Here is a 13053-nt window from a genome sequence, read left to right on the forward strand (position 1 = left end):
GAGTGCATATGCCTACGATTGAAATGGAACGGCGCCAGGTCGTCGTCATCGGCGCCGGCCCCTCCGGCGCCATCGCCGCCGCGTTGCTCAAGCGCAAGGGGCACGACGTGCTGGTCATCGAGCGCCAGCACTTCCCGCGGTTCTCCATCGGCGAGAGCCTGTTGTCCCACTGCCTGGATTTCGTCGAAGAGGCGGGCATGCTCGAAGCGGTGAACGCTGCCGGGTTCCAGCGCAAGAACGGTGCCGCCTTCGCCTGGGGCGAGCGCTACAGCGCCTTCGATTTCGGCGATACCTTCAGCGCCGGCAAGCCCACCACATTCCAGGTCCAGCGCGCCGATTTCGATAAGCTGCTGGCCGACCAGGCCGCGTTGCAAGGCGTAGAGATCCGTTATGGCGAAACCATCGCCAGCGCTGACTTCAGCCTGCCCAGCCCACAGTTGGGCGTGCAGCGCGAGAACGGCAGCCAATACCGGGTCGAGGCGCAGTTCGTGCTCGATGCCAGTGGCTATGGCCGGGTCCTGCCGCGCCTGTTGGACCTGGAGGCACCGTCGAACTTCCCGCTGCGCCAGGCCGTGTTCACCCATATCGAGGATCGCATCGACAACCCGGCCTTCGACCGGCAGAAGATCCTGATCACCACGCACCCGAGCAAACGCGACGTGTGGTTCTGGACCATCCCGTTCAGCGACGGTCGCTGCTCGGTGGGCGTGGTCGCGGCGGCGGAGCACTTCGCCGGTGGCACCGACGACCTCGACGCCTGCCTGCGTGGTTTCATCGACGACACCCCAAGCCTGGCCGGCGTCCTGCAGGATGCCGTGTGGGACACTCCGGCGCGGACCATCGGCGGGTACTCGGCCAACGTCAAGACGCTGCACGGGCCTGGCTTTGCCCTGCTGGGCAATGCCGCGGAATTCCTCGACCCGGTGTTTTCCTCCGGCGTGACCATCGCCATGCGTTCGGCGAGCATGGCCGCCGGCGTGCTCCATCGCCAGTTGCAGGGCGAAAGCGTGGACTGGCAGGGCGAATTCGCCGAACCGCTCAAGCGTGGCGTCGATACCTTCCGTTGCTACGTGGAAGGCTGGTACGCCGGCACCTTCCAGGACGTGATCTTCTACACCGACGGCTCGGCCGACATCCGCCGCATGATCAGCTCGATCCTGGCCGGCTACGCCTGGGACCAGAGCAACCCCTTCGTCAGCGAACCCAAGCGACGCCTGCGCATGCTTTCGGAAATCTGCGCGAGCACGGCACCATGAGCCAGCGGCCATGAGCTACCTGAGCGACAGCTACGTCCAGGAGACCCGTTTCGGCTTCTGGTTCCTGCGCAGCCATACCTGGCAGCACCATGTGCTGCGAGTGGCGATCAACGACCTGCGCAGCCTGTTCGACACAGCGGTTCCGGCCAGTCCGGTGCTGCTGGATGCCGGCTGCGGCCAGGGCAAATCGTTCCAGTACCTGCGCCAGGTGTTCGCGCCGCAACGCTTGATCGGCGTGGATGCCGATCCCCACAGCCTGGCATTGAGCGCCGAAGAGGCTGAACGCCAGGGCATGACCGTGGAACTGATCGGCAGCGACTGCGCGGTGCTGGCCGTGCCGGATGCCAGTGTCGACCTGTTGTTCTGCCACCAGACCTTTCATCACCTGGTGGAGCAGGAAAAAGCCCTCGCCGAGTTCTACCGCGTGCTCAAGCCGGGTGGCTACCTGATGTTCGCCGAATCCACCGAGGCCTATATCGATACCTGGGTGATCCGCTGGTTGTTCCGCCACCCCATGCACGTTCAGAAAAGTGCCGCCCAGTATCTGGAAATGATCCGTCTCCAGGGTTTCCGTTTCGAGACGCGTAACGTGTCCTATCCTTACCTGTGGTGGAGTCGCGCCAGGGATTTCGGCCTGCTGGAACGGTTTGGCCTGCGCCGTCCCCGGCCGTTCGGCCAGCGAGAGGAAACCCTGGTCAACGTGGTGGCCCGCAAGCCATTCGAAGAGGTTGCCGGATGATGCGTTCGCCACTGCTCAACAGCCTGCTCCTTGGCTGTCTCTTGCTGCTCGGCGCCTGCGCCAGCCGCACGCCACTGCCCGAGCACGCGCCGACCCTGGTGCTGCCGCTGCAATTGCACATCGAACGCCAACTGGCCGGGCAGCGCCAGGACTGGCTGCTGGTGATCCAGCGCGAAGGCGCCGGCATCCGCTGGTCGATGATGGACCCGCTGGGCATTCCCCTGGCCCGGCAGCGCCTGGTGGATGGCCAGTGGCAGGCCGACGGCCTGTTGCCGCCCAATGCCGAAGCCCGGGAGCTGTTCGCCGCGCTGCTGTTCGCCCTGACGCCGGACGCCGAGCTGCCGGATAACTACCCCACTGCCAGACAGCAGGCACAACCGCAACGGCAGCGAGCCCTGGATTCCCGCTGGCAGGTGCGCTACAAGCAGGCGCTGGATTTCGAACTGAGCCTGTCCCAAGGCCTGCGCTACCGCATTAAACCGTTGAGCGAGACCACCCCATGACCGCCTATTTGAATGCCCTCGGGGTGATCTGCGCCCTGGGCCGCGATAAACGCAGCGTCGCGCGCAACCTGTTTGCCGGCGACTGCTCGGGCCTGCGCATCGAGCACGGCTGGGTGGCCGAACGCGCTTTGCCCGTGGCGGCGGTGGCCGGTGAACTGACCCCCATCCCGGAAACGCTGGCCGCCCACGGCAGTCGCAACAACCAGCTGCTGCTGGAGGCGGCGCTGCAGATTCGTCCCGAGATCGACCGGGCGATCCAGGCCCATGGTCGCGCCCGCATCGGCATTGTCCTGGGCACCAGCACCTCGGGTATCGATGAAGCCAGCCGAGGCATCGCCCATTACCTGCGCGAGCAGCATTTTCCCGACGGTTACGATTACCAGCAGCAGGAGCTCAGCGCGCCGGCCAATTTCCTGTCCGACTGGCTCGGCCTGTGCGGCCCGTCCTACGCGATTTCCACCGCCTGCACCTCCAGTGCCCGCGCCCTGATGAGTGCCCGACGCCTGCTCGACCTGGGCCTGTGCGACGCGGTGCTTTGCGGCGGCGTGGACAGCCTGTGCAAACTGACACTCAACGGCTTTTCGGCGCTGGAAGCGGTGTCCAGCGAACGCTGCAACCCCTTTTCGGTGAACCGCAACGGCATCAACATCGGCGAAGCGGCGGTGCTGTTCCTGATGAGCAGGGCACCTGGCGACGGACCGCCGATCGCCTTGCTCGGCGACGGGGCCAGCTCCGACGCCCATCATATTTCCGCCCCCGAGCCCAGCGGTCGCGGCGCCCGCCAGGCCATGGAGAAGGCCCTGCACTGCGCCGGCCTTGTCGCCAGCCAGATCGACTACCTGAACCTGCACGGTACCGCCACGCAACACAACGACGCCATGGAAAGCCTGGCCGTCGCCGGGCTGTTTCCAGCGGGTGTCCCCTGCTCGTCCACCAAACCCATGACCGGCCATACCCTCGGCGCGGCCGGAGCGCTGGAAGCGGCATTCTGCTGGCTGAGCCTGAGCGCCGAAAATCCCAACCTGACCCTGCCGCCCCACATCTGGGACGGCCAGGCCGATCCTGAATTGCCGACACTGAACTGGACCGGCATCGACAGCCACCTGAAGGCGACTTCGCCCCGTCGCCTGATGAGCAACTCGTTCGCCTTCGGTGGCAACAACGTCAGCCTGATTATCGGAGACGCCCCATGATCGATTGGCCGCCCGCCGAACTGCTGCCCCACGCAGGCGACATGATTCTCATCGACCGCATCGTGGCGTTCGACGATGAACAGATCCATACCCATGCCACCGTCAAGGCCGGCGGGCCGTTCAGCCGCGACGACGGTGGACTGCCGGCCTGGGTCGGCATCGAGCTGATGGCCCAGAGCGTCGCGGCGTTCGCCGGCTGCCATGCGCGCCAGCGTGGCGATGCCGTGGAGCTGGGCTTTCTGCTCGGCACCCGCAAGTTCGAATGCAACGTCGAATATTTTCCAGTCGGCACCGAACTGGCCATCCATGGCCTGCGCTCCCTGGAAGACGACAACGGCATGGGCGTATTCGAGTGCCACATCGACGCACCCGGCATCCATGCCACGGCCCGGCTGAATGTGTTCCGCCCGCCCCAATCCGCCCACTATCTCCATGAACCGTCCGCAACAGGAAACCAGCCATGACTGAATCCGTACTGGTCACCGGCTCCAGCCGTGGCATCGGCCGCGCCATCGCCCTGCGCCTGGCCCAGGCAGGCCATGACATCGTGCTGCACTGCCGCAGCGGTCGCGCCGAGGCCGACGCCGTCCAGAACGAAATCCAGGCCCTGGGCCGTAATGCCCGGGTGCTGCAATTCGACGTATCCGACCGTGCCGCCTGCAAAGCCATCCTTGAGGCCGATGTCGAGGCCCACGGCGCCTATTACGGGGTGGTGCTCAACGCCGGCCTGACCCGCGACGGCGCGTTCCCGGCCCTGAGCGAAGAAGACTGGGACAGCGTGATGCGCACCAACCTCGACGGTTTCTACAACGTGCTGCACCCGGTGATGATGCCGATGATCCGTCGCCGCGCCGCCGGACGGATCGTCTGCATCACCTCGGTCTCGGGCTTGATCGGCAACCGCGGCCAAGTCAACTACAGCGCCTCGAAGGCCGGACTGATCGGGGCGGCCAAGGCATTGGCAATCGAGTTGGGCAAGCGCAGGATCACCGTCAACTGCGTCGCCCCTGGCCTGATCGATACCGCCATGCTCGATGAAAACGTGCCCGTGGAAGAACTGATGAAAATGATCCCCGCCCAGCGCATGGGCACCCCGGAAGAAGTGGCCGGCGCGGTGAACTTCCTGATGTCCGCCGAAGCCGGCTACATCACCCGGCAGGTCCTGTCCGTCAACGGAGGCCTGTGCTGATGAAGCGCGTCGTCGTCACCGGCATGGCCGGCATCACCTCCCTGGGCAGCGACTGGGATACCATCGCCGCCAACTTCGCCGCCAACCGCAGCGGCATCCGGTACATGGACGAGTGGAACCGCTTCACTGAACTGAACACCCGCCTGGCCGGGCCCGTCGATGACTTCCAGGTCCCGGCCCACTGGACCCGCAAGCAACTGCGCAGCATGGGCCGGGTGTCACGCCTGGCGGTGGGCGCATCGGAACAGGCCCTGGCCGACGCCGGACTGCTGCACGACGCCTCGATCCGGGACGGGCGCATGGGCGTGGCCTGCGGCTCGTCCACCGGCAGTACCGACGAGATCAAGGCGTTCGGCAACATGCTGCTCAATTCCGTGGCCGAGGGGCTGAACGCCAACTCCTACGTGCGGATGATGCCCCACACCACGGCGGCCAATATCAGCATCTTCTTCGGCCTCACCGGGCGGCTGATCCCTACGTCCAGCGCCTGCACCAGCGGCAGCCAGGGCATCGGCTACGCCTATGAGTCGATCAAGTTCGGGCGCTTGCCGATGATGCTGGCCGGCGGCGCGGAAGAACTGTGCCCGACCGAAGCGATGGTCTTCGACGCCCTCTACGCCACCAGCCTGAAGAACGATGCGCCCCAAAGCAGCCCACGCCCCTACGACAAGGGCCGCGACGGCCTGGTCATCGGCGAAGGTGCCGGCATGCTGGTTCTCGAGGAACTGGAACATGCCCTGGCCCGTGGCGCGCGGATCCATGCCGAAGTCGTAGGCTTTGGCAGCAACGCCGACGGCCAGCACACCACCCGCCCCGAGCAGACCACCATGCGCCGGGCCATGGAACTGGCCCTGGAAGACGCCGGCCTCGCACCGGCCGCTATCGGCTACGTCAACGGTCACGGCACTGCCACCGAACAGGGCGACATCGCCGAAACCCTGGCCACCAGCAGCCTGTTCGGCGAACACATGCCCATCAGCTCGCAGAAAAGCTTCCTCGGCCATACCCTGGGTGCGTGCGGAGCGCTGGAGTCCTGGTTCAGCATCGAAATGATGAACCGCGACCGCTACGTGCACACCTTCAACCTCGACGAAGTCGACCCTCAATGCGGCAAGCTCGATTACCTGCGCAATGAGTTCCGCTCGATGAGCAACGAGTACGTGATGAACAACAACTTTGCCTTTGGCGGGGTCAACACCTCACTGATCTTCCGTCGCTGGCGTTGACGCGGTTTCTTCTCACGCAGACCTTTCACCCTGGGGCGAGCCTGCTCGCGCCCAGGGGGCTCGCAAGCTTGATGGGCTGCATCACGCCCATCCTTTCGTACACCGCCCACGGCCATCAGGTGCGGTATCTATGTACCGCCCTCTCCCGGTGCTGCTCCACTAGGTTGTCCTTCCGAAAACTGCTCAGGAAGAGACCATGCCGGACAACCACCCGCCCACACCGTCTTTCAACCCGCCCCAGGCCAATGGCACCGCACTGACCACCCAGCTCGAGGCGTCGCAACAGCGGATGATCCGCCTGAACGATGCCATTCCAAGGGCATCGCAGATCGCGACGCGGCACCTGGACGACTGGTTCAAACGCACCTTTCCCGCCATCGCGGACACGGTCGATGTAAAAGAGCTGGCCCTGTACACATGGCGAGACGAGGCCATCCCCCCCGCACAACGCAACAGCGACGGACCGGCGACGCGCAGGGTGACGGACACGGTGGCCCTCGACACGCTGCTCTGGCGGGCAATCGCCGGCAGGGTCGATACACAGGCGTTTTTCGTCGAACTGGACAACGTCGACGTCATCGCGAACCAGGGCGAAACCACCCAGATGCCCGTGGCACTGAACACCCGCATCGCAAAGGAAGAAATCAAGCGCTTGAGCGACACCCTGGCGGAATCGTTCGCAGAGCTTCTGGCGCAGGCACTGGACGACTTCTGGGATGGATCCACCGAGTTCACCCAGGAACGCCACGTCAGCGACTGGCTGGCAATGGAGTTCGGTGTTCAGCTAAAGGCCCAGGCCGATCTTCATCATCTGGACGGAACGTTGAGCCCGCAGATGCACAAGGCAGTGGCCGACCTGGGGGTATCGGCCCCGGACGCGGCCTCTCGCGCCAGCATCACGGAGCGGCTGCGACCTGGCATCCACGCCTTGGCGTTGACCCCCGAAGGCTGGGGATTCAGCGTACCGCTGACCTCCGCCATTGCGCTGACCCAGCACGACAGCCAAGACCATCCCGGACATGCACTGCTGTACAGCCCGGGCGAACCGCTGGAGATCTACCGGGACCTGGCCGCCCTGAAAGCCGGCCTGGCGCAGCACGATAACGCCGGGGACAGGGTGCACATTGCGCCCATGACGCAGAACTTCCTCGCTCATCTGGTCGCCGACCTGCGCACAACGCAAAAGGCGGCAGTGCATGACACCTTGCTGGACGGCCCGGCCGAAGACGAAAGACTCAGCGCGTGGGTGGCCAGGATCGATGCCGCGGCGAACATCGGGGACAGGCTGGACCTGGCCGCAGCCATGGACGAGCGCGAACTGCGGCTGAACCAGAAAAAACTGGACGACTGGTTGCACGGCAACCCGAACGTCACGGGCTCCGACCGCGTGGCCTGGTGGCGGGCGGTGCAGGACCTGCAGGAAACCCTGGACGACGTGTCGCCCCCTCCGGACCCGGTGACCCTGGCGACCCAGGACGCGCTCCAGGCGCGGATCCGCGAGCTGCTTGTCCGATTCGTCAAGGAAAAACACCCATCAGCCGACCCTGACCGGATCGTCCTGGGGATCCGCAAACAGATCCTCGATCCACACGCCCCGACGGGTGAATCGCCGTTTGGTTCTGGCATTTCACGCGACCCGGTGAAAGCCATCGTGGATGACCGGCGCTCCATGACGCAATGGGCCATGTCCAACCTGACCCCGGACGAACGCAATGCCACCCACGTTAGCGTGGAGGGGCCGCTGAGCTTCGCGCAGATCGTGGAGGTCATCGAGCGGGCGAACGTGGGCGCCCGTCTACCGGCCGAACTGCAACTGGCCGCACGTACTCGCCAGCCGCAATGGATGGCCGTCAAGGCGAAACAGATGCGGGCCCAGGCTTGGGCCGCCCATATCTCCGGCGACCTGAGGCACGACCGGGACAAGACCGGACTCAACCTGGTGCTGGCGGCACTGGACAGTCCGGCGCCGGAAGGGCGCAGAAAGGTCAATGGCCACGAGGTGGTGGTCCGGCAGGTCCAGTGGGGCGACAGCGTGCTGAAGGAAATCCTCGCGTTCGGCGTCAGGACACTGGCGAGTCGCCCCTCGCTGACGCTGTATACGCCCGGGGCACCAGACGGCAAGACGTTCAGGGACGTCGATGCCAACAGCGACCGAGAGCTGGAAGCCGCGCTGGTGCGGACACTCACGGCCACGCTGGACATGACCCGCTGGCTGATCTCGCAATTGCCCTTGCTCGAGCAAGCCGACCAGCTTGCCAGCCTGGTGCCGGCCTCGGAGAACCTGACGCTCAACGAGAAGATAAGGAAGATCACGCAACCGAGCTTCTCGTGGATAAGACACAGGGTCTTGGATGACTTTGCGTCGAATGTCTATTCGCCCGTGGTCAAGGCAGACCTGTTCAAGGCGCTGCACGAGACCCAGATAACCCATGCAATCAAGACCGCCGACTCGCTGACCGTAAGCAATGCCGAGCGCGACAGCACCGCGGCACAGGAAGGACGCAGAAAGGGTGTCGCGTTATTGACCGGCGCCATGGCCATGTTCTATGCCGGCCGCCTGGGCGGAGTACTGGGGCGCGCGATCCTGCCGACCATGGCCGGCGGCGCCGCGGTATCGGCGATCAAGGACGAGGACGGCAGCTTCAGCCAGTGGGCAGGGGACTTTATCCACGGGCTGGGCGAGGTGTTGGCAGAGGCCGGACAGGACCTGATCATGGCCCGCGCGGCACACCGTCGCAGCAAGGAGCGCCCGAGGCTGTCGTCGCTTGCTCGAATGCCAGACCCGGAACTGGAGCCTTTTGTCCTGAAGGGTTTCAACGGCAAGGGGTTGGCGTCCGAAGGTCGTGACCGGTATCGGGATGCCGGCGGGCAGGGCTACCTGAAGCTGGGCAAGGACTATTGCAAGACCGCGATACAGGAAGGCGAGCAGATCATCTACGCGTCCAACAATCGGTCGAACCAGCGAAGGGTGGCCTGGAAAAACGGTCGCTGGCAACTCCAGGAACCGCTGCGACTGCTCGGCGGGGGAAACCTGCTGAGTCTGTTCAGCCGGACTCCCGAAACTGCGCAACGCAAAACCTGCAACGCCCTGGTCGAGGGGGTCCTGGTGGATCATCACTGGCCTTCGCGCAAGGTGGTCTCCATCGCGAGAAAGGTCATCTACTCGATGCCCGACGAACTGGCAGAGCGTATCCTGCGCGAGAGCATGAGCGACCTCGGCGTCGACAACATAGACACCTATCGCTCACGGATAGACGCCATAAACAAAGGACTGCGCAGCTTCACGCCACATAAGGTCCACCATGAAAACCTGCTGTACAAATACAACGTATGGCAAGCCGTCGATTACTGCACCCAGGACCTCCAGCCCCAAGGCCTGCAACTCAACTCGACCCAGAAAATCCGAATCTTCGACATGACACTGCCGCTCAGGCGCGAGCTTTTCGACAGTGAAGGCAATTTCAAGATGATGATGTCGTCCCTGCCCGACAACCTCACCGGCGCACTGTTCGTCACGATCATCCCCGAACAGGGCAAGAAGAAAGCCGCGATGACCAAGATACAGGCGGATATCCATGATGTGGTTGCCGCTGCCGAACAAAGAGTCTGGCGCGAGCTGGGGACCGACTTCCCCGGGGAAGGACCTGAAGTCGAGGCCGCCAAGAAAGAGTACAAGGAAACGCCTGAAAACCTTGCGCTGTACAAGAGCAAGAAGCTGCAGATCTTCAGGGAAGAAATGCAGAAACGACACAAGCCCGGGCTCCTGACGGAAATCCGCAACAACAGGATTCCTTATCTCATCATCAACAAGGGCAAATCACTGCGCAAAACGCTACTGGTGACCCAGGAGGACATCACGGATTTCAGCAGAAAACTTTCCAACTACGACGCCTTCGATATCGAGGTGGTGACCCAGGTCCCTTCGAAAAAAGTGCCTGGCAAGACCCCGACCACCAGCATGCCTGTAGCCCCGCCGCAAGCATCGCCGGTCAAGGACAGGTTCACCGTAAGCGCCAATACCCTGGCGGAAACACAGATGTCCTACAACAGCTTCCCCGACGCGGCCAAGACCAGGATCACGCAGATCATGGACGACATCCGCGCCGGCAGGGCCACCACCAAGAGAATCAACAGGTTCTACTGGTACGACATGGCCCAGCTCTCCCCCGGCGGCGGCAGAGGGGCCTGGCGCGCGGCGTTCGAACGCAAGGGTGATAGCTGGATACTCCAGGGCTTCTACGACTATCACGTCAATAAACCTGCGACGGTCTGGGAGGGCTGAGTAAAACTGACCGACCAAAGGCAAGCCCTGTGGACAGGGCTTGCTCGCGAACGAGGATGGTTTTGACCGCGTCACTTCCGGCCGAGAGGCTCCTGTCCGGCATCAGGAAACAGACAAAGCCCCCTCGTCGGTCAACAACGCCACGAACCCCTTGGCCATCGGCGAACGCTGGTCCTTGCGCTGTACCAGCCACACGGCCGACACCGCCGCGGGGTCGAGCAGCGGTCGATAGACCACGCCATCGATTCGCATCCGCTGGTAAGACGCCGGCAGCACCGAAACACCCAGCCCCGCCGCCACCAGGCCTATGATGGTCATGGCTTCCCCGGCCTCCTGGGCGAAATGCGGACTGAAGCCGGCGTCGCGAGCCAGGTTCAGGAGCTGCGCATACAGGCCGCTGCCGTAGCTGCGGGGAAAGAATACAAAGGGTTCATGGGCCAGCGCCGATAGAAACAGCCCCTCCTCATTGCCCTGGGCCAGTGGATGCTTGGCGCTGAGCACGGCCACCAGGGGTTCGCGGCTCAACTCGATGACACTCAGGGAGTCGGGCAGCGGCAACGGGCGCATGATGCCGACTTCGATCGCCTCGTCCACCAGCGCATCGGCCACCTGGGTACTGCTCATTTCCCGCAGGTTCAGGTGCACGGCCGGAAATCGCTGGCGAAAGGAGAAGATCGCCTGGGGGATGGTGGAATTGAACGGCGCCGAGGAGGTGAACCCGATTTTCAACTCGCCCAGTTCCCCCTGCTGGGCGCGGCGGGCTACGTCAGCCGCCTTGTCGACCTGGGCCAGGACCCGTCGCGCCTCTTCCAGAAACAGCCGCCCGGCTTCGCTCAGTTCGACCCGACGATTGGTGCGCTCGAACAGACGCGCGCCGATCTCCTGTTCCAACGCCTGGATCTGCTGGCTCAAGGGAGGCTGGGAGATACCCAGCGCCAGCGCGGCACGGCCGAAATGAAGCTCCTCGGCGACGGCGATGAAGTAACGCAAATGACGCAATTCCATGGGCTTTCCAATAAGTCGTTCAACGTCTTAAACAGGTCGAACAATATATTGGATAGAAACATTAGCCGGCTATATGCTTTTTTCATTGCCTGCCTGGCCGTGCTTTCCCCGAGGTTCATCGTGAAAACTGCTGTCGCCCCCCTGGCCCATGAAATCCCTCCCCAGCCGGACAACGTCGCTGGGCAACTGGCGGACATCTACATCGAGAAAGGCACCTCGATGTTCATGCATACAGTCCTGGCGCTGTTCTGCGGCGGGTTCGCGACGTTCGCCCTGCTGTATTGCGTGCAGCCGATGATGCCGCTGTTGTCGGCGGAGTTTTCCATCAACGCCGCCCAGAGCAGCCTGATCCTGTCGGTGGCGACCGCCTTGCTCGCCATCGGCCTTTTGATCACCGGTCCGATCTCCGACCGCATCGGCCGCAAGCCGGTGATGGTCGCGGCGCTGTTCGCCGCGGCGTTGTGCACGATTGCCAGCGCCATGATGCCCACCTGGCAAGGCGTACTGGTACTGCGCGCCCTCGTGGGGCTGTCGTTGAGCGGACTGGCGGCCGTGGCCATGACCTACCTGAGCGAAGAAATCCATCCCAAGCACATCGGCCTGGCGATGGGCCTGTATATCGCCGGCAACGCCATCGGCGGCATGTCCGGACGGCTGATCGCCGGCGTACTGATCGACTTCGTCAGTTGGCACACCGCGATGCTGGTGATCGGCGGTCTCGCACTGATCGCCGCGGCGGTGTTCTGGAGGATTCTTCCCGAGTCGCGCAACTTCCGTCCGCGCTCGCTGCACCCACGCAGCCTGCTGGAAGGGTTCACCATGCACTTTCGCGATGCCGGGTTGCCACTGCTGTTTCTCGAAGCGTTCGTGTTGATGGGGGCGTTCGTGACGCTGTTCAACTACATCGGCTACCGCCTGCTGGCCGCGCCTTATCATCTGGACCAGGCGTTCGTCGGCTTGCTGTCGGTGGTGTACCTGTCGGGTATCTACAGTTCGGCCAAGGTCGGCTCGCTGGCCGACAAACTGGGTCGCCGCAAGATGCTCTGGGCGACCATTGCACTGATGCTGGCAGGCCTGGTGCTGACTCTGTTCACTCCGCTGTCCCTGGTGATCCTGGGCATGCTGGTGTTCACCTTCGGGTTCTTCGGTGCCCACTCCGTCGCCAGCAGCTGGATCGGTCGCCGGGCAACCAGAGCCAAGGGGCAGGCCTCATCGCTCTACCTGTTCAGCTACTACGCGGGTTCGAGTATCGCGGGCACGGCCGGTGGCGTGGCCTGGCACCTGGGTGGCTGGAACGGCATCGGATTGTTCATCGGGGCCTTGCTGGTGATTGCGTTGGGGGTGGCATTGAAACTGGCCAAGCTACCGGTGTTGCCGGGCAACATGCAGGTCTAGCCTGGAGATTGATCGAGCCCGGGCCTGCCGCCCGGGTCATTGCTGCATCGTCATCCGCGCCTCCAGGATTCCCTCGCGCACTTCCAGGCTCAGCGTCTGCAGGGTCGCACCATCCCGCTCGTGCCGATCCAGCCAGTCGAGCAGTCGATTGACATCGCCACTGGCCATCGTCGAGATCTTCGTTGATGCCGCCGAAGCGCTCTTATTCAAAGTGAATGATAAAGAGGCGAAAAAAAGCCTGCCTGGAACGAATCCCGGCAGGCTG

11 protein-coding genes are annotated in these 13053 nt (G+C 63.8%); 9 read left to right on the top strand and 2 right to left on the bottom strand.

The features are described 5' to 3' along the window. Positions 1-8: 8 nt before the first annotated feature. The 8 genes from BLP99_RS20740 (at position 9) to BLP99_RS20775 (ending at position 10388) form a co-directional block, all read left to right on the top strand. Positions 9-1256, top strand: coding sequence for an NAD(P)/FAD-dependent oxidoreductase (locus BLP99_RS20740; RefSeq protein ID WP_092181608.1), 1248 nt, complete (start codon positions 9-11; stop codon positions 1254-1256). A 10-nt stretch (positions 1257-1266) separates the two neighbouring features. Continuing rightward, on the top strand, positions 1267-1995 hold the full coding sequence (locus BLP99_RS20745) for a class I SAM-dependent methyltransferase (protein WP_072397998.1): 729 nt from the start codon (positions 1267-1269) through the stop codon (positions 1993-1995). Further along, positions 1995-2498 (top strand): DUF3261 domain-containing protein, encoded by a 504-nt coding sequence (locus BLP99_RS20750; protein WP_371128616.1) that lies wholly within the window; start codon positions 1995-1997, stop codon positions 2496-2498. Before BLP99_RS20745 ends, BLP99_RS20750 begins: the two co-directional genes overlap by 1 nt. Further along, on the top strand, positions 2495-3691 hold the full coding sequence (locus BLP99_RS20755; RefSeq protein WP_072397997.1) for a beta-ketoacyl-[acyl-carrier-protein] synthase family protein: 1197 nt from the start codon (positions 2495-2497) through the stop codon (positions 3689-3691). Before BLP99_RS20750 ends, BLP99_RS20755 begins: the two co-directional genes overlap by 4 nt. After that, a complete protein-coding gene (locus BLP99_RS20760) occupies positions 3688-4155 on the top strand; it encodes a hotdog family protein (RefSeq protein WP_072397996.1) in 468 nt (155 codons plus the stop codon). The genes BLP99_RS20755 and BLP99_RS20760 overlap by 4 nt, the downstream gene beginning before the upstream one ends. Then, the gene (fabG, locus tag BLP99_RS20765; RefSeq protein ID WP_072397995.1) at positions 4152-4880 is read left to right on the top strand and encodes a 3-oxoacyl-ACP reductase FabG; all 729 of its coding nucleotides are present in this window, start codon (positions 4152-4154) and stop codon (positions 4878-4880) included. The genes BLP99_RS20760 and fabG overlap by 4 nt, the downstream gene beginning before the upstream one ends. Then, on the top strand, positions 4880-6106 hold the full coding sequence (locus tag BLP99_RS20770) for a beta-ketoacyl-ACP synthase (protein ID WP_072397994.1): 1227 nt from the start codon (positions 4880-4882) through the stop codon (positions 6104-6106). Before fabG ends, BLP99_RS20770 begins: the two co-directional genes overlap by 1 nt. A gap of 196 nt (positions 6107-6302) precedes the next feature. Then, positions 6303-10388 (top strand): dermonecrotic toxin domain-containing protein, encoded by a 4086-nt coding sequence (locus BLP99_RS20775; RefSeq protein ID WP_092181611.1) that lies wholly within the window; start codon positions 6303-6305, stop codon positions 10386-10388. A 102-nt stretch (positions 10389-10490) separates the two neighbouring features. Here the strand turns inward: BLP99_RS20775 and BLP99_RS20780 are convergent, their stop codons facing one another. Continuing rightward, positions 10491-11393 (bottom strand): LysR family transcriptional regulator, encoded by a 903-nt coding sequence (locus tag BLP99_RS20780; RefSeq protein ID WP_072397992.1) that lies wholly within the window; start codon positions 11391-11393, stop codon positions 10491-10493. Between the two features lie 141 nt (positions 11394-11534). Between BLP99_RS20780 and BLP99_RS20785 the strand changes: the two genes are divergently transcribed. After that, complete coding sequence (locus tag BLP99_RS20785) at positions 11535-12788, top strand: MFS transporter (protein WP_432214369.1); 1254 nt, start codon at positions 11535-11537, stop codon at positions 12786-12788. Positions 12789-12824: 36 nt separating this feature from the next. Here BLP99_RS20785 and BLP99_RS26650 read toward each other — a convergent pair whose 3' ends face one another. Next, positions 12825-12956 carry a hypothetical protein gene (locus BLP99_RS26650; RefSeq protein ID WP_256327883.1) on the bottom strand — a complete coding sequence of 44 codons (132 nt, stop codon included), beginning with the start codon at positions 12954-12956 and terminating at the stop codon, positions 12825-12827. Between the last annotated feature and the right edge of the window lie 97 nt (positions 12957-13053).

Source organism: Pseudomonas sp. NFACC32-1 (genome assembly GCF_900101215.1).
In the GTDB taxonomy this organism is placed as follows: Bacteria; Pseudomonadota; Gammaproteobacteria; order Pseudomonadales; family Pseudomonadaceae; genus Aquipseudomonas.